Annotated in this window: 13 protein-coding genes; 9 read left to right on the top strand and 4 right to left on the bottom strand. The window is 72.5% G+C overall.

Annotated features, from left to right (window positions below; all coding sequences use genetic code 11):
* Positions 1-7 precede the first annotated feature (7 nt).
* Positions 8-1,282 carry an ATP-dependent Clp protease ATP-binding subunit ClpX gene (clpX, locus tag ACQPXG_RS33615; RefSeq protein ID WP_433463159.1) on the top strand — a complete coding sequence of 425 codons (1,275 nt, stop codon included), beginning with the start codon at positions 8-10 and terminating at the stop codon, positions 1,280-1,282.
* Between the two features lie 75 nt (positions 1,283-1,357).
* Here clpX and ACQPXG_RS33610 read toward each other — a convergent pair whose 3' ends face one another.
* The 3 genes from ACQPXG_RS33610 to ACQPXG_RS33600 form a co-directional block, all read right to left on the bottom strand.
* Positions 1,358-3,229, bottom strand: coding sequence for a DUF6745 domain-containing protein (locus ACQPXG_RS33610; RefSeq protein WP_433463158.1), 1,872 nt, complete (start codon positions 3,227-3,229; stop codon positions 1,358-1,360).
* Between the two features lie 116 nt (positions 3,230-3,345).
* A complete protein-coding gene (locus ACQPXG_RS33605; RefSeq protein WP_433463157.1) occupies positions 3,346-4,002 on the bottom strand; it encodes a response regulator transcription factor in 657 nt (218 codons plus the stop codon).
* Complete coding sequence (locus tag ACQPXG_RS33600) at positions 3,999-4,799, bottom strand: sensor histidine kinase (protein ID WP_433463156.1); 801 nt, start codon at positions 4,797-4,799, stop codon at positions 3,999-4,001. Before ACQPXG_RS33600 ends, ACQPXG_RS33605 begins: the two co-directional genes overlap by 4 nt.
* A 161-nt stretch (positions 4,800-4,960) precedes the next feature.
* Here ACQPXG_RS33600 and ACQPXG_RS33595 point away from each other — a divergent pair, with 161 nt between their 5' ends.
* Together ACQPXG_RS33595 and ACQPXG_RS33590 are read left to right on the top strand one after the other, a co-directional pair.
* The gene (locus ACQPXG_RS33595) at positions 4,961-7,588 is read left to right on the top strand and encodes a valine--tRNA ligase (protein ID WP_433463155.1); all 2,628 of its coding nucleotides are present in this window, start codon (positions 4,961-4,963) and stop codon (positions 7,586-7,588) included.
* Between the two features lie 190 nt (positions 7,589-7,778).
* Positions 7,779-8,735 carry a hypothetical protein gene (locus ACQPXG_RS33590; RefSeq protein ID WP_433463154.1) on the top strand — a complete coding sequence of 319 codons (957 nt, stop codon included), beginning with the start codon at positions 7,779-7,781 and terminating at the stop codon, positions 8,733-8,735.
* On the opposite strand, the gene ACQPXG_RS33585 is transcribed toward ACQPXG_RS33590, so the two are convergent.
* Complete coding sequence (locus tag ACQPXG_RS33585; protein ID WP_433463153.1) at positions 8,707-9,909, bottom strand: hypothetical protein; 1,203 nt, start codon at positions 9,907-9,909, stop codon at positions 8,707-8,709. The two genes, ACQPXG_RS33590 and ACQPXG_RS33585, sit on opposite strands and share 29 nt — an antisense overlap.
* Positions 9,910-10,016: 107 nt before the next feature.
* Between ACQPXG_RS33585 and ACQPXG_RS33580 the strand changes: the two genes are divergently transcribed.
* The 6 genes from ACQPXG_RS33580 to mreC all read left to right on the top strand — a co-directional run bounded on the left by ACQPXG_RS33580 (position 10,017) and on the right by mreC (position 16,282).
* Positions 10,017-11,387, top strand: a complete 1,371-nt coding sequence (locus ACQPXG_RS33580; protein ID WP_433470092.1) for a bifunctional folylpolyglutamate synthase/dihydrofolate synthase — start codon at positions 10,017-10,019, stop codon at positions 11,385-11,387.
* A gap of 5 nt (positions 11,388-11,392) precedes the next feature.
* Positions 11,393-11,737: a DUF4233 domain-containing protein gene (locus tag ACQPXG_RS33575; RefSeq protein WP_433470091.1), complete on the top strand. Its 345-nt coding sequence runs from the start codon at positions 11,393-11,395 to the stop codon at positions 11,735-11,737.
* Positions 11,738-11,860: 123 nt separating this feature from the next.
* A complete protein-coding gene (locus ACQPXG_RS33570) occupies positions 11,861-13,414 on the top strand; it encodes a hypothetical protein (protein WP_433463152.1) in 1,554 nt (517 codons plus the stop codon).
* 49 nt (positions 13,415-13,463) lie between these two features.
* Entirely contained in the window at positions 13,464-13,874 is a 411-nt protein-coding gene (gene ndk, locus ACQPXG_RS33565) for a nucleoside-diphosphate kinase (RefSeq protein WP_433463151.1), read from the top strand.
* A gap of 231 nt (positions 13,875-14,105) precedes the next feature.
* The gene (locus tag ACQPXG_RS33560; RefSeq protein WP_067794123.1) at positions 14,106-15,140 is read left to right on the top strand and encodes a rod shape-determining protein; all 1,035 of its coding nucleotides are present in this window, start codon (positions 14,106-14,108) and stop codon (positions 15,138-15,140) included.
* 140 nt (positions 15,141-15,280) lie between these two features.
* Positions 15,281-16,282 (top strand): rod shape-determining protein MreC, encoded by a 1,002-nt coding sequence (gene mreC, locus ACQPXG_RS33555; protein WP_433463150.1) that lies wholly within the window; start codon positions 15,281-15,283, stop codon positions 16,280-16,282.
* Position 16,283: the final 1 nt, after the last annotated feature.

Genomic DNA, 16,283 nt, shown 5'->3' with positions numbered 1-16,283 from the left:
CGGTTGGGTGGCACGCATCGGCGACGGTGGTGACCTGCTCAAGTGCTCGTTCTGCGGTAAGAGCCAGAAGCAGGTCAAGAAGCTCATCGCGGGTCCGGGCGTGTACATCTGCGACGAGTGCATCGATCTCTGCAACGAGATCATCGAGGAGGAGCTCTCCGAGACCTCCGACCTCAAGTGGGACAACCTGCCCAAGCCGCGGGAGATCTACGAGTTCCTCGACTCCTACGTCATCGGGCAGGACACGGCGAAGAAGGCGCTGTCCGTCGCCGTGTACAACCACTACAAGCGGATCCAGTCGGGCGACACCGGCAGGGACGACCCGGTCGAGCTGGGCAAGTCCAACATCCTGCTGCTCGGCCCCACCGGATCCGGCAAGACCCTGCTCGCGCAGACGCTCGCCAAACTCCTCAACGTCCCGTTCGCCATCGCGGACGCCACGGCGCTGACGGAGGCCGGCTACGTCGGGGAGGACGTCGAGAACATCCTCCTCAAGCTGATCCAGGCGGCCGACTACGACGTCAAGAAGGCCGAGACCGGGATCATCTACATCGACGAGGTCGACAAGATCGCTCGTAAGAGCGAGAACCCGTCGATCACCCGGGACGTCTCGGGCGAGGGCGTCCAGCAGGCCCTGCTGAAGATCCTGGAGGGCACCACCGCGAGCGTCCCGCCGCAGGGCGGCCGCAAGCACCCGCACCAGGAGTTCATCCAGATCGACACCACGAACGTGCTGTTCATCTGCGGTGGCGCGTTCGCCGGCCTGGAGAAGATCGTCGAGTCCCGGGTCGGCAAGCAGGGCATGGGCTTCGGCGCGCAGATCCGCTCCAAGTCCGACTTCGAGGAGTCGTCCGCCGTGCTCGGCGACGTCATGCCGGAGGACCTGCTGAAGTTCGGGATGATCCCGGAGTTCATCGGCCGCCTCCCGGTCATCACGTCCGTGCACAACCTGGACCGCGAAGCCCTCATCAACATCCTCACCGAGCCGAAGAACGCGCTGGTCCGCCAGTACCACCGCCTCTTCGAACTCGACGGGGTCGACCTGGAGTTCACCGACGACGCCCTGGAGGCGATCGCCGACCAGGCCATCCTCCGCGGCACCGGCGCCCGCGGCCTCCGCGCGATCATGGAGGAGGTGCTCCTGTCGGTCATGTACGAGGTACCGAGCCGCCAGGACGTCGCCCGCGTGGTCATCACCCGGGAGGCCGTCCTGGAGCACGTGAACCCCACCTTGGTCCCGCGCGACCGCCCCAAGCGCGAACCCCGCGAGAAGTCCGCGTGATCGGGGCGTGATCGAGCAGGTCCGTCCGCGGAGAGCGCGGACCACGGCCCGCTCCATCACGCCCCGTCGGTCACGTCACCGGAACCACGTCCGCCGGCGGTACTCGTAGGTGTTGCCCTCCTCGGTCATCACCAGGATGAGGGCACCGGACATCGCCTCGGCCTCGTCCAGCCGCGCCCGGTACTCGTCCGGTGACAGCGCTCGCAGGCCGAGGGCCTCGGCGACCTCCGTCTCCTCTTCCTCCGGGTCGTCCCCTTCGGGGTCGGCGCTCACCATGAACTGGAGGGCCTCGGTGAGGTCGCGTCCCAGGATCTGGTAACCGCCTTCGGAGTCGGCGTACAGCAGCGGGCGACGGGGGCCGTCGCCGCACAGGAAGTAGGTGCCGCCCGTGCCGTGCCCTCCGATCGGCTCCAGGCGGGCGCCTCCGAGCAGGTGCACCTCTTCGACGTGCTCGATGTGGGACATGTCGAGATCCAGTCCGTGCAGCTCATCCCGCAGCCGCTCGCTCTGGCGGATGCGCGCGAGCAGTTCCGGCTCCGGCGAAGGGGGGCGGGCGGCGTCGCCGAGCCAGGCCGCGGCGGCCACGGGATCGGTCGCGTCGGCCGGCACCAGCAGGGCGGTCTGGTGGCGGGCGCCTCCGGTGCGCACCACCACCCGGGCCGCACGGCCGAACACGATCGCCGGGACGTCGTAGAGCGCCAGCTCGCAGCCGGGATCGCCGGGGTCCGCCGCCGGACCCGCGACCGCGGCCAGCGGCGCCTCGGCGGCGAACCTGGGCCAGCCCAGGCGTTCCAGCGCGCAGCGGCGCCGGTCCGGGACGACGTGCTCGGCCCTGAGGACGGCCGCGTACGAGGCGGACCCGAACTGCCGCACCGCGCGCCGCTGCAGTTCCTCATCGGAGGCGTGGACGATGTCGGCGGCGCTCCACCCGGGGTCGATGAGGTCCGGCGGTACCAGCCGCCCTCGCCAGCAGTGCTGCGCGAAGCCGTCCTCGAAGCGCACGGCCGGGCCGTCGTCGCGGTGCAGCCGGCCCGAGTCGTCGGTGTGGACCTCGGTGGGGGGCGGGGTCAGCAGCGCGATGTCGTTGAGCGCCCACCACCATCCGACCGCCGGGGTGAAGCGCAGCCGCGTCCCCAGCGGCCCGGTGTTCCCCGCGTGCCCCCCGTACCCTGCGTTCTCGGCGTCCCGGGCATCCCCGTCCCCGCCGGCGCGGCGGCGCACGGCCTCCAGGATCAGCGTCGCGTGGTTCTCCGGGGCTCGCGCCGCGGCCCACGTCTGCCGCCACTGCTTCCAGCGGTCGGTGTGAGGGGCGTCGGCGCAGGTCCGCAGCGCGGCGCTGATCGCCTCCCACTGCCCCGCGGGGAACACCGGTTCCAGTCCCTGGAGTAGGCGCGCATGGGCGGCGGCGCTGACACGGGCGAAGTGTTCGGGGTCGGGGGGCGACAGCGCCTCCTGCTGGAACCGGTTCGCGACCCCGGTGTTGATCGCCCAGGCGGGCTCGCCGACGCGCTCGAGAACGGCTCGCAGGTCCGGCCCGTCCAGGTCGTAGGCGAGCTTGTAGGCCGAGAGCACGTCCGGCAGCCGCCACCTGGCGGCGGCGGGCTGGTCCTCCTCGAAGGAGTCCGGCTCCTGGCGGTCGAACGTCCCGAACGCCCCTTCCAGGTGCGCCATGGTGGCGCCGACCCACGCGCGGTGGGCCTCCGGGTACCGGTCACCGTCGAGGTGACCGTGGCCGTAGAGGAGGGTCCGTGCCGCGATTGCACCCGCCAGTGGAGAGTCCAGCCAGATAACGGTTCTGGGCCGCCGCCACCCGCGGTGGTCGTACAGCTCGGCCAGTGCCCGCTCGGCATCGCGGCGGTCCGGCTCGGCGGCGCGCTCCTTCCATTGCGCGCACAGGTCGTCGACGAGTCGGCGCTGCTCGGCGGTCAACCGGTCCTCTTGGGCCATGGGTGGTCCTCGGTGTTCGGCGAACGGATCTTCCTTCGAGGCTCGTGTCGTCGTCCGGGTTCCAGCGAATCGCCGCGACATCTCCGCTGACGATCACCCATGGGCGGAAGACGGGGTCAGCGGGGGGAGGACTCGCCGAGGCCGGCTTCGCGGGCCAGGACGATCGCCTGGGCGCGGTCGGCGACGTGCAGCTTCATGAAGATGTTCGAGACGTGGTTGCGGACGGTCTTCTGGCTGAGGAACAGCGTCCCGGCGATCTCGGCGTTGCTGCGGCCCTGCGCGATCAGCTCCAGGACCTCCCGTTCCCGCTCGGTGAGCTGCGGGAACGCGGCCTGCCGCGGGTCGGGCATGTCGGTGAAGTAGGTGAGCACGCGGCGCGCGATCTCCGGGCCGTAGATGGCCTCGCCGGCCGCGACCGCCCGGACGGCGCGGGCGATCTCCTCGGCCCCCGACTCCTTCAGCAGGTAGCCGCGGGCGCCGGCGCGCATCGCCGCGAAGACGGAGTCGTCGTCGCGGAACATCGTCAGCACCAGCACGCCGATGCGCGGGCTGGTGCGGGTGATCGTCCGGGTCGCCTCGATCCCGTTGCCGCCGGGCATGTGCAGGTCCATCACGACGACGTCCGGCTGCAGTTCGGCGGCCAGCCGCACGGCGTCCGGCCCGTTCTCGGCCTCGCCGACGACGTCCACCCCGAGCGCCTGCAGCAGCCCCTTCAGCCCCTGCCGGAAAACCGGGTGGTCGTCGGTGATGAGGACCCGGATGGTCTCCGTCATCTCCCCCCGCCTTCTCCGATCGAGGGACGATGATACCCGGCGGCGGTCTCCGCGGCGGCGAGCGGGAGGCGGACGGTGACGACCGTCCCGCCGCCGTTCCGGGACGTGATGGCGCAGCTCCCGCCCAGCTCGGCGGCCCACTCCTTCATGGCGGCGAGCCCGCGGCGCGGCTTCGGCTGCCCGCCGTTGCGGGCGGCGTCCGGCAGGCCCGGCCCGGTGTCGGCGACCATCAGGTGCAGGTCGGCGTCGCGGTTCAGCCGGACCATCGTGGTGCTCTGCGGAGCGTGCAGGCGGACGTTCGTCAGCGCCTCCTGCGCGATCCGGTACGCGGCCACCTCCACCGCCGCGGGCAGCCCCGCCGGATCGCCGTCGAACCGGACGTCCACCCGCTCGCAGGAGCCCTCCGCGAAGGACTCGATGGCCGCGACCAGGCCGAGGTCGTCCAGCGCGGGCGGGCGCAGCCCGTGCGCCAGGTCCCGGATCTCCCCGACGGCCGTCGCCAGCCGGTCCCGGACGTCCGCGAGGAGCGGGTCCGTCCGCTCCGGCTCGCGGGCGAGCGTGATGCGCGCCGCGTCCAGCGACATCGCGAGGCTCGCCAGCGTCGGTCCGAGCCCGTCGTGCAGGTCGTGCCGGAGCCGGCGGCGTTCCTCCTCCCGGCTGGCGAGGATCCGCTCCCGGGAGCGTTGCAGGTCGGCGGTGAGGCTGCGGAGGTGAGGGATGGTCGCGGCACGTGCCGCCACGGCCCCCGCGGTGAACGCGCCGGCCAGCACGGCGGCGCGTGCCAGTACCGCTCGCATCCCGTCCCTCTTCCTCTGTCCCGGCGCGGACCTACCCGGTCACCCTTTCCGTCGGGGCGACCCGATGTCAGGTGACCTGTGTCCCGACCGCCACGGGAAAACGCTCTCAGAACCGGTTCGGCGGGCACTTCACCCTCCCGGTCCCCGTAGAATCGTCAGCCGTGACACAGCCCAGCAATGAGCGCGGCCAGGGGGCCGCAGCGGACGTCGACCTGCCCACCCAGTACCGACCGGCCGACGTCGAGGGCCGGCTCTACGAGCGGTGGGTATCGGCGGGGCTGTTCACCGCCGACCCGGAGCGCGCCCCCGACCGTCCCGCGTTCTCGATCGTGATCCCGCCGCCGAACGTCACCGGCTCGCTGCACATGGGGCACGCCCTCGACCACTCCATCCAGGACACCCTCGTCCGGCGGCGCCGCATGCAGGGCCACGAGACCGCGTGGGTGCCCGGCATGGACCACGCCGGCATCGCCACACAGAACGTGGTGGAGCGCGAGCTCGCCAAAGAGGGCCTGTCGCGGCACGACCTCGGCCGGGTCGACTTCGTCGAGCGGGTCTGGCAGTGGAAGGCCGAGTCCGGCGGCCGCATCCTCGGCCAGATGCGCCGCCTCGGCGACAGCGTCGACTGGACGCGCGAGGCGTTCACGATGGACGACGACCGCGCCCGCGCCGTCCGGACGATCTTCAAGCGGCTGTTCGACGACGGGCTGATCTACCGCGCCGAGCGCATCATCAACTGGTGCCCGCGCTGCCTGACGGCGCTGTCCGACATCGAGGTCGAGCACGAGGACGTCGACGGCGAGCTGATCTCGATCCGGTACGGCTCCGGCGCGGACGAGATCGTCGTCGCGACCACGCGGGCGGAGACGATGCTGGGCGACACCGCCGTGGCCGTCCACCCGGAGGACGAGCGTTACGCGCACATGGTCGGGCGTGAGATCGAGCTTCCGCTGACCGGCCGCCGCATCCCGGTCGTCGCCGACGAGCACGTCGACCCGTCGTTCGGGACGGGCGCGGTCAAGGTGACCCCGGCGCACGACCCGAACGACTTCGAGATCGGGCGGCGGCACTCGCTGCCGTCGCTGTCGGTCATGGACGAGCGCGGCGTCGTCACCGCGTCCGGCCCGTTCGAGGGCCTCGACCGGTTCGAGGCGCGCCCGGCGGTCGTCGCCGCGCTGCGCGAGCAGGGCCGGATCGTCAAGGAGGTCCGCCCCTACAAGCACTCGGTCGGGCACTGCCAGCGCTGCTCCACGGTCGTCGAGCCGCGCGTGTCGCTGCAGTGGTTCGTGAAGGTCGAGTCGCTGGCGCGGGCCGCCGGCGACGCCGTCCGCGACGGCCGCGTCAAGATCCACCCGCCGGAGATGGCGTCCCGCTACTTCGAGTGGGTCGACAACATGCACGACTGGTGCATCAGCCGGCAGCTGTGGTGGGGGCACCGCATCCCGGTCTGGTACGGGCCGGACGGCGAGGTCGTCTGCCCGGGCCCGGACGAGGAGCCGCCCGCCGGCTGGACGCAGGACTCCGACGTCCTCGACACGTGGTTCTCCTCGGCGCTGTGGCCGTTCTCCACCCTCGGCTGGCCGGACGAGACGCCCGACCTGAAGCGGTTCTACCCGACGTCCGTCCTGGTCACCGGCTACGACATCCTGTTCTTCTGGGTCGCCCGGATGATGATGTTCGGGCTGTACGCGATGGACGGCGTCCAGCCGTTCGACACCATCGCCCTGCACGGGATGGTTCGCGACCAGTTCGGCAAGAAGATGTCCAAGTCGTTCGGGAACGTCATCGACCCGCTCGACTGGATCGACCGCTACGGCGCCGACGCGACCCGCTTCACGCTGCTGCGCGGCGCGAACCCCGGCGGCGACGTCCCGGTGGCCGAGGACTGGGCGCAGGGGTCGCGCAACTTCTGCAACAAGCTGTGGAACGCGACCCGGTTCGCGCTCATCAACGGCGCGCACACGCGCGGAGACCTGCCCAGCGCGGTCTCGACGGTCGACGCCTGGATCCTGTCCCGCCTGCAGAAGGTGATCGCGGAGGTCGACGCGCACCTGGAGGCGTTCGACTTCGCGAAGGCGTGCGAGGCGCTCTACCACTTCGCGTGGGACGAGGTCTGCGACTGGTACGTCGAGCTCGCCAAGGTGCAGCTCGCCGACGAGCGGGCGGAGGCGACGCGGCGCGTCCTCGGCGAGGTGTTCGACAAGCTGCTGCGGCTGCTGCACCCGGTCGTCCCGTTCGTCACCGAGGAGCTGTGGACGTCCCTCACCGGCGAGCGGACGGTCGTCACCGCGCCCTGGCCGGTCGTGGACGAGGCGCGGGAGAACGGCGGCGCCGAGGAACTCGTCGGCTCGCTCCAGCGGATGGTGACCGAGGTGCGGCGGTTCCGGGCCGACCAGGGGCTCAAGCCGGGCCAGCGGGTCGCCGCGCGGGTCGAGTGGAACGGCTCGCCCCTGCAGGCCCACGAGGACGGCATCCGCGCGCTGCTGCGTCTCACCGAGCCGGCGGACGGCTTCACCTCGACGGCGTCCCTGCCGGTCGAGGACGTGAAGGTGCACCTCGACACCGCCGGAGCGATCGACGTCGCCGCTGAGCGCAAGCGGCTGGAGAAGGACCTGGCCGCCGCCCGCAAGGAGGCCGACCAGGCACGGCGCAAGCTCGGCAACGAGGCGTTCATGGCGAAGGCGCCCGAGGCGGTCGTCGCCAAGAACCGTGACCGTCTCGCGCAGGCGGAGGCCGACATCGTCAGGCTGGAGGCGCAGTTGGCCGCGCTCCCGGACGACCGGTCCTGACACCGGCGCTGACACGGCGATCCTACGGCGCGGCCGGGCCCGTCGCGGTTACGATCCGGTTGGGCCCGCGGGCTTTTGGCGGTAATGAACCATCGGGAGTGCAATGGCCGAATCACCACGCCGGTCCGGTTCCCGGAGCGGAGCTCCGGCGGAGCGGAGGGAAACGGACCGGCCCGTTCCTGCGGGGGGTGTGGGGGGTCGTCCCCCCACAGGAGATCCGTCCGGTTCCTCGTCCGGGGACGACGGGGACGCGGGGCAGGTCATCGAGGACGATGCCGTACCGGAGACCGCCGGTCCGGAGCCCTTCGGCGGTGCGCGGCCATGGTGGTCGGTGGACTCCGGTGACGGGACGGGCCCGCACGTGCTCGTGAACGGCACGGGCCCGCAGATCCTTCCCGCGCCGCGGGACGGCTCGGGTCCGCAGGTCATGCCCGGCCCGGTGAACGGGTCGGGGGCGCATCCGATCGTGGGCGGCACCGGCCCGCACGGCGCCCTGCCGGGCGGCACGGGCCCGCTGCCGACGGTCCCGGGCGGTCCGCCCACGCCCGGCAAGCGTGCGCCGAGGCTGCTGCTGGTCGCGGGCGTCGCCGTGGTCGCGGCGGTGGTGCTGATGGCGGGTGTGCTGGCGTTCGGGACCGGCGGCGGCGCGCTGGATGGCGGCCGCACGACGGCCGATCCCGCGTCCAAGAAGGTGATCGACGCGGGCCAGGAGGCCGGCGGCCTGCGCAAGGACGGCCTGACCGCACCGCAGGCGAGCGCGGCGTACCCGTTCATCGCGGGCGCGATCGAGGCCGGCGGCGTTCCGGTCGCCAAGCACGGGCTCGCCGTCTACACCGAGGAGCCGGTGGGCAAGGTCAACGTCCTGTTCATGGGCGGGACGGGCGCGATCGGCAAGCCCGCGGACTTCCTGCAGAAGGCGCAGCCCACCACGTTCATCGCGGGGCAGGACGCGGACCCCGGTGGCAAGGGCGGCAAGGCCGTCTGCGGCACGTTCGCCGTCCTCGCCGAGACCCACACGTACTGCGCGTGGGCGACCAGGGACTCGTTCGGCATCGTCGCGTCCAACCGTGCCACGGTGAACCCGCAGTTCTCGCTGATGGCCGACGTGATGCGCCGGATCAGGAACGGCGTCGAGAGGCCGAAGTGACGTAGAGGCGTTCGGTGTCGGCGTCCACCACGTCGAGGACGTGCCCGGTGAAGTAGACGGTGCCGAGGACGACGACGCGATGACCGAGCGTCGCGAGCGATTCGGGCGTGATGGCGGGGGAGTCGACGACGTCCCAGCCGGGCGGCAGCGCGTGGGTGAAGCGAAGGTGCGGCAGGGGTAGCCGGACGAACGTCACGGGCAGCGCCTCCAGTTCGGTGACGGCCCCCTCCAGGTCCTTGTGGTCGGGCAGGCAGACGACGACATGGTCGATCGTCCCCCAGGTCTCCCGCGCGGCGGTGAGGGCGGCCGCGACGCCGGTCCGGTCGATGGCCGAGTCGATGAGCAGCCTCGTCGCCGACCCGGGGACGTCGTGCCAGGACAGCCGCCCGGGCAGGACGATCGAGGACAGCACGTCCCGCACCGCCCCGGGCGCGGGTTCGGTCACGCCTGGGAGACGGCGGGCGGCGGCCACGCCGAGTTCGGCGCCGGCGCGGCCCAGCCCGGCGGGCAGCAGGTCCGGGGGGAGCCCGCTCCCGCCGGACCCGACGAACTCCACGTCGCCGAGCACCGCGGTGACCCCGGCCGACTGCGGCGCCGACAGGACGTGCGCGGCCGGACCGGCCACGCCGAGCTTCTCCTCGGCGATCTCCGCCGCCGTGTCGCCGAGGACCCCGGCGTGCTCGCGGAAGACGGGCGTGATCGCGGCGACGTCCGGCGGGAAGAGCGCGGCCTCGTCCGACCGCCCGCCCATCCCGGCCTCCAGGACGATCGCCTCCGCGTCCACCCGGCCCGCGTGCAGGACGCCCGCGATGGTGAAGAGCCCCGATGGGGACAGATAACCGTTCGAGGGCGGCGGAAGCGCGGCCATGGCCTCTTCGAGCACATCCGCGAGAAGGGCGAGCTCCTCGCCGGAAACGGCGCGCCCGTCCACCCTGATCCGATCGCGGTGGCTGCGCAGACCCGGACTTGTGACGGTGCACACACGAAGGCCGGCCGCCCCGAGGAAGGCCGACGCGTAGGTCGCCGTCGTGCCCTTTCCCTTCGAACCCACGACGGTCAGGACCGGGGCGTCCGGCGCAAGGAGGCCGAGCGCGCTCGCGAGGGCACGGGCGCGCCCGACGTCGCGGGTCTCGCCCGGTGCGCGCCGCTCCCACTCGCGGAAGAACACGTCCATGTCTCCAGTGTGGGCCCGGACGGGGGCACGGGCACCGCCGAGTAGGCTCTGTGACCGTGAGTCAGGTAACCGAGCCGTCCGACTACAGGGCCGCCGTCGGCGCGATCATGGGACGCGGCGTCGAGTGGGAGATCGACCCGACCCTCGACCGGATCGCCGATCTGGTCGACGTCCTGGGCGAACCGCACCGCGCGTACCCGGTGATCCACATCGCCGGAACGAACGGCAAGTCCAGCACCGCCCGGCTCGTCGAGTCGCTGCTGCGCGAACGCGGCCTGCGCACCGGGCTCTACACCAGCCCCGAGATGACCACGCTGCGGGAGCGCATCGCGATCGACGGGGAACCGATCGGCGAGGAACGGTTCGTCGAGGCGTTCAACGACGTCCTGCCCTACCTCCAGCTGATCGACGGCAAGCATGCGGTGCCGCTGTCGTTCTTCGAGGTCCTCACGGCCATGGCGTTCGCGGCGTTCGCGGACGCACCGGTCGACGTGGCGGTGGTCGAGACCGGCATGGGCGGCGTGTGGGACGCCACGAACGTCGCGGACGGCGCCGTCGCGGTGATCACCCCGATCGGCCTGGACCACACCCGCTACCTGGGCGACACGCTGGAGCAGATCGCCGGGGAGAAGGCGGGGATCATCAAGCCGGGCTCGGTCGCGGTGCTGGCCCAGCAGCCGGTCGAGGCGGCCGAGGTGCTGCTGCGGCGGGTCGCCGAGACCGGCGCGGCGGTGGCGCGCGAGGGCATCGAGTACGGCGTGCTCAGCCGGGACGTCGCCGTCGGCGGCCAGCAGCTTCGCCTGCAGGGCCTGCACGGCGGCTACGACGAGATCTTCCTGCCGCTGTTCGGCGAGCACCAGGCGAGCAACGCGGCGACGGCGCTCGCCGCCGTGGAGGCTTTCGCCAGCGGGGCACCGACCAGGGGCGAGCCCAATCTGGAGGCGGCGACACGGATCGCGCCCGGCGAGACCTACATCGGCGGCGGCGAGGGGCAGCTCGATCCCGCGCTCGTCCGCAGCGGCTTCGCCAAGTCCGCCTCGCCGGGACGGCTGGAGGTCGCGCGGACGGGCCCGACCGTCCTGCTGGACTCGGCGCACAACCCCGCCGGGATGGCCGCCACCGTCGCCACGGTCACCGAGTCGTTCGGCTTCACCCGGCTCGCCGGGGTGCTCGCCATCGCCGCGGACAAGGACGTCGCCGGGGTCCTCGACCAGCTCGAACCCGTGCTGGCGGAGCTGGTGGTGACGCGGAACTCCTCGCCGCGCTCGATGCCGCCCGAGGAGCTCGCCGAGCTCGCCGAGAGCATCTTCGGACCCGAGCGCGTCCATGTCGAGCCGCGGCTGGACGACGCCATCGACCGGGCCATCGGCCTCGCCGAGGAGACCGGCGAGTACCGGGGCGCCGGCGTCCTGATCACCGGCTCGGTGGTCACGGCGGGCGACGCCCGCACGCTCTTGCGCGTTGAGGAGGGCCGGTGACGAGCATGGGCACGCGGCCCGCCGCGAACCCCGCACGGAGGCTGTTCGCCACGGTGCTGGCCTGCGAGGCCATCGTGGTCGCGCTCGCGATCCCGGTGGCCGTGTCGGTGCTGGACGTGGACGGCGCGACCGCCGGCGGCGTGTGCGGCGGCCTCGCGGTCCTCTGCCTGGTGCTGGCCGGGCTGCTGCGATTCCCCTGGGCGATCACGGCGGGCACCGTCCTGCAGGTGCTGATCATCGCGACCGGGTTCATCGTGCCGGCCATGTTCTTCCTCGGTGTCGTGTTCGGGGCGCTTTGGGGAACCGCCATTTGGCTGGGACACAAGGTGGGAGGCGCTCAGCCGCGCTAGGTTCGCGGGGACGGCATCATTTCGTCCGCCGATTATCGCGAATTCGAATTATTGCCTTAATTTGGACATCTTTCTCTTTCGGGAAATGCGCGCGGCGGACGACGACGTCCGAAGGAGCAGGCCGTGTCCTCCCACGCACCCGAAAACCCGCCCGGAGCCCTCGCCGCCGGACGCCCGGCCGAGCCCCTGGAGAGCCCGGCGGAGCCGCTGGAGTGCTCGGCAGAGCTGCTGGAGCCCACCGGTGAAGGGCCCACGCGGCACCGGCTCGCGGCGCTCGGCGCGCTGCTGCTGACGTTCACCGCACTGCCCGCCGCCGTCCTGGTGGTGCCCGACGCGTCGGTCAACGTCGTCCCCGCCGCCGCGAGCGCGCTCGGACTCGGCGACGCCGAGATCCCCGGGCTGCTGCGCGCCACCGGCCTCTCCCTTCCCGCGCTGCTGGTCACCGTGCCGCTCGCCGCGGTCGCCGCGCGCCGGTTCCCCGCCTGGGCCGTCCTCCTCACCGGTATGTCGATCCTGATGGCCGGTGTCAGCGCCGTCCGGTTCGCGCAGTCGGTGCCTCTCGTCGGGACGATCCGCGCCGTCCAGGGCGCGGGCGCGGGCATCGTCCTGCCCGCAACCCTGGTCCTGGTGTGGGAGCGGCGGGACCGTGCCCTGTCCGCCGCATGGGCGGGCGCCCTCGCGGGGTCGCTCATCCTCGCGATGCCGCTGGCGCTGAAGGCCGTCCCCATGCCCCCCGGCGGCGCCGCCGTCCGCGACTGGCGCGTCGCGCTCGCGCCCTGCCCTCTGCTCGCGGTGGCCGCCGCCGGAGCGGTGCTCGCCCACCCGCTCCTGCGCGGGCGCGGCCCCTGGCGGCTACCCGCGTCCCGGCACACCGAGCGCGGGCAGCTGCTCCTCCCGTTCGTCCCGGCGGCGGGCTTCGCGTTCCTCGCCGTGATCGCCGCCCACGGCTGGTCGCCCGGCGCCCGGCTGCTCGTCGCCGGGCTCGCGCTGCCCGCCCTGGTCGGCCTCGCCCTCACCGGTGCCCGGGACGCGACCGCGGGCAGCCCGTTCGGCTGCGCGGTCGTCATGATCGCCACCGGGCTGCTCTGCTACCCGGTCGCCGGCCCGCTGGCCGGGCTCACCGCCGCCGACGCCCGCATGACCGGCGCCGCGGGCATCCCGTTGCTCCCGTTCGCCGTGGCGGCCGCCGCCGCGCTCGCCGGGGCCCTCGCCGCGACCCGTGCCGGAGCGCGCGGCGCGGTTCCCGCCGGGCACCTCCTCATGCTCGCCGCCGTGCTGGCCGGACTCGCCACCGACGCCCACGGCCGCTGGGCGCCGCTGGCCGCGCTCGTCCCGCTCGGCGCCGGCGCCGGGCTGGCCCTCGCCGCCTCGCTGCGGGACGCGGGCGTCGGCGCCGCGCTGTTCGGCCTGTCGCTGTGCTTCCCCGCGGTGCTCGCCGGTCAGCTCCTCGTCCTGTCGCTGCAGGCCGCACGGCTGCAGCGGCTGCGTCCCGCGACCGGCGCGCAGCAGATGTACGCCCTGCTGGAGGGTTACCGCATCTGGCTGATCGTCGCGGGAGCGGCCGCCGCGCTGCTCGCCGGAGCCGCCGCCCGCCTGTGCGCCGCGCGCGCGAGAACGGCGCGCTCCGCCGCCGCGCCGCTTCCCGGCGATGCCGCCCCAGGCCCGCGAGCCGGGTAGTATTCGCGCGCTTGCCGAATCCGAAAACAGTTTTCGAGGAGAACCACACGTGTCCGAGCGCACTCTTGTTCTGGTCAAGCCCGACGGCGTCCGCCGCGGTGTCGTCGGCGAGGTCGTCTCCCGGATCGAGCGCAAGGGCCTGAAGCTCGTCGCGCTGGAACTCCGCACCCTCGCCCGCGAGACCGCCGAGGCGCATTACGAGGAGCACGCCGCCAAGCCGTTCTTCGGCGAGCTGGTCGAGTTCATCACCGGCGGCCCGCTCGTCGCGATGGTCGTGGAGGGCCCGCGCGCCATCGAGGCGTTCCGCTCCCTCGCCGGCGCCACCGACCCGGTCAGCGCCACCCCCGGCACAATCCGCGGCGACCACGCCCTGGAGATCGGCGAGAACATTGTGCACGGCTCCGACTCCACCTTCTCCGCCGAGCGCGAGATCAAGCTCTTCTTCCCCGAACTCGGCTGAGTTCGCCCCAGGTGCCGTGTTCACCCAGGGGGCGCCCCCCTGGACCGCGCGGCCGGTAACCCCGGCAGAGGTTAAACCTGCCGGGGTTCTTGTTTATGGAAAACCGAGCTGGTCAGGACGCGGTTTTTTCGCGACGCGCGGCGCCGGGGTGACTGCCCACGGGCGGGGGTCCACGTTACGATGGACGGGCCGCTATGAACGCCCGTCAATCGTGAAGGGCTCCCTTTCTTCATGGGTAACAAGCTGTCGTTTCTCGGCCGTGACATGGCGGTCGATCTTGGTACCGCCAACACCCTGGTGTACGTGCGCGGGCGTGGCATCGTCCTGAACGAGCCCTCCGTGGTGGCGATCAATACCAACACCGGGAAGATCGTCGCGGTGGGCATCGAGGCGAAGCGGATGATCGGCCGCACACCGGGCAACATCGTCGCCGTCCGGCCGCTCAAGGACGGCGTCATCGCCGACTTCGACGTCACCGAACGGATGCTGCGCTACTTCATCCAGAAGGTGCACAAGCGCCGGCACTTCGCCAAGCCGCGGATCGTGGTGGCGGTGCCGAGCGGGATCACCGGGGTGGAGCAGCGTGCGGTGAAGGAGGCCGGCTACCAGGCCGGCGCCCGCCGCGTCTACATCATCGAGGAGCCGATGGCCGCCGCGATCGGCGCCGGGCTCCCCGTCTACGAGCCGACCGGCAACATGGTCGTCGACATCGGCGGCGGCACCACCGAGGTCGCCATCATCTCGCTCGGCGGGATCGTCACCAGCCAGTCGGTCCGCGTCGGCGGCGACGAGCTCGACCAGGCCGTGATCTCGTTCTCCAAGAAGGAGTACTCCCTGATGCTCGGGGAACGTACCGCCGAGGAGATCAAGATGGCGATCGGGTCGGCCTATCCCGGCGGCGACGAGGAGCCGCATGCCGAGATCCGGGGCCGCGACCTCGTGAGCGGGCTGCCGAAGACCGTCGTGATCTCCGCCGAGGAGGTGCGGCGGGCCATCGAGGAGCCGGTCAACGCCGTGGTGGACGCGGTGAAGACCACTCTCGACAAGTGCCCGCCCGAGCTGTCCGGCGACATCATGGACCGCGGGATCGCGCTGACCGGCGGAGGGGCGCTGCTGAAGAACCTCGACGAACGGCTCCGCGAGGAGACCGGGATGCCCATCCACCTGGTGGACAACCCGCTCGACTCGGTGGTGCTCGGCACCGGCAAGTGCGTCGAGGACTTCGAGTCTCTGCGGCAGGTCCTCGTGCCGGAGCCGCGGCACTGAGCCGGACGTAGTCCGCCGGGGGACGTCGTTCGTCCCTCCTCGAGAGGCATGGATTCGGACGTAGTCCGCCGGGGACGTGGAGGTCGTCCCCTTCGTGAGGCATTGCGCTCCAGGCGGACCAGGGAACGGGAGGTCGGTGCGTGAAGGACACCCGGCGCACCCGCGCGGTCCTCGGTGCGCTGCTCGTCGTCGCGCTCGCGATGATCACCATCGACTACCGCGGCGGGGCGGACTCCCCGCTGGGCGGCCTGCGCGGCCTCGGTGCGACGGTGTTCGGCCCGGTGGAGCGGGCGTCGGCGTCCGTCGTCCGGCCCGTGAGCGACACCTTCGACGCGGTCACCGACGCGCCCGGTGAGCGGCGCCGCGCGGATCAGCTGGAGCGGCAGAACCAGCGGCTGCGCGAGCAACTGCGCTCCGCGCGGCTCGACCAGGACCGGTCCGCGCAGCTGAAGCGGCTCCTCGGCACCGCCGGGATGGGCGGCTACAAGATCCACGCCGCGCAGGTGATCTCCGCGGGGCAGGGCTTCGAGGACACCGTCACGATCGACGTCGGCAGCCGCAGCGGCATCAAGCCCGACATGACCGTGATGAGCGCCGACGGTCTCGTCGGCCGCATCACCCGCGTCGGCCCCGCGACGTCCACGGTCCTGCTCGCCACGGACCAGACCTCCTCCATCGGCTCCCGCCTGGAGGACTCCAAGGAGATCGGCATCACGCAGGGCCGCGGCCGCCGGGGCCTCGGCGGGGGCGGCGAGACGCCGCTGCGGTTCCAGCTCCTGGACGCCGCCGCGCCGATCCACGTCGGCCAGCGGATCGTCACGCTCGGATCGCAGGGCCAGCGGCCGTACGTCCCCGGCGTCCCGATCGGCGTGGTGGAGCGGATCGAGCGGGCCACCGGCGCACTGACACGCACCGCCTACGTCCGGCCGTTCGTGCGGTTCACCAGCCTGGACGTCGTCGCCGTCGTGGTCGCCCCGCCGAAGACCGACCCGCGGGACTCGGTCCTGCCGCCGAAGCCGCCACCGCCCCCGTCGCCGAGCCCCACCACGAGCCCCACCACCAGCCCGTCGCCGAGCGGCAGCCCGAAGGCCAGGCCGCACGGCTCGAAGAGCCCGACCACCGAACCGAGCGCGGGGGACTGAC

This window comes from Spirillospora sp. CA-128828 (genome assembly GCF_050945415.1).
In the GTDB taxonomy this organism is placed as follows: domain Bacteria; phylum Actinomycetota; class Actinomycetes; order Streptosporangiales; family Streptosporangiaceae; genus Spirillospora.
Note: the sequence above shows the minus strand (reverse complement) of the source record. Positions and strands in the feature narration are given on the sequence as shown.

Excerpts from the sequence above, each read along its gene's own strand:
- ACQPXG_RS33560 (WP_067794123.1), top strand. The coding sequence starts at position 14,106 with ATGGGTAACAAGCTGTCGTTTCTCGGCCGTGACATGGCGGTCGATCTT.
- ACQPXG_RS33585 (WP_433463153.1), bottom strand. The coding sequence starts at position 9,909 with ATGGACGTGTTCTTCCGCGAGTGGGAGCGGCGCGCACCGGGCGAGACC.
- ACQPXG_RS33600 (WP_433463156.1), bottom strand. The coding sequence starts at position 4,799 with ATGCGAGCGGTACTGGCACGCGCCGCCGTGCTGGCCGGCGCGTTCACC.
- ACQPXG_RS33580 (WP_433470092.1), top strand. The coding sequence starts at position 10,017 with ATGGGACGCGGCGTCGAGTGGGAGATCGACCCGACCCTCGACCGGATC.
- ACQPXG_RS33610 (WP_433463158.1), bottom strand. The coding sequence starts at position 3,229 with ATGGCCCAAGAGGACCGGTTGACCGCCGAGCAGCGCCGACTCGTCGAC.
- ACQPXG_RS33575 (WP_433470091.1), top strand. The coding sequence starts at position 11,393 with ATGGGCACGCGGCCCGCCGCGAACCCCGCACGGAGGCTGTTCGCCACG.
- ACQPXG_RS33605 (WP_433463157.1), bottom strand. The coding sequence starts at position 4,002 with ATGACGGAGACCATCCGGGTCCTCATCACCGACGACCACCCGGTTTTC.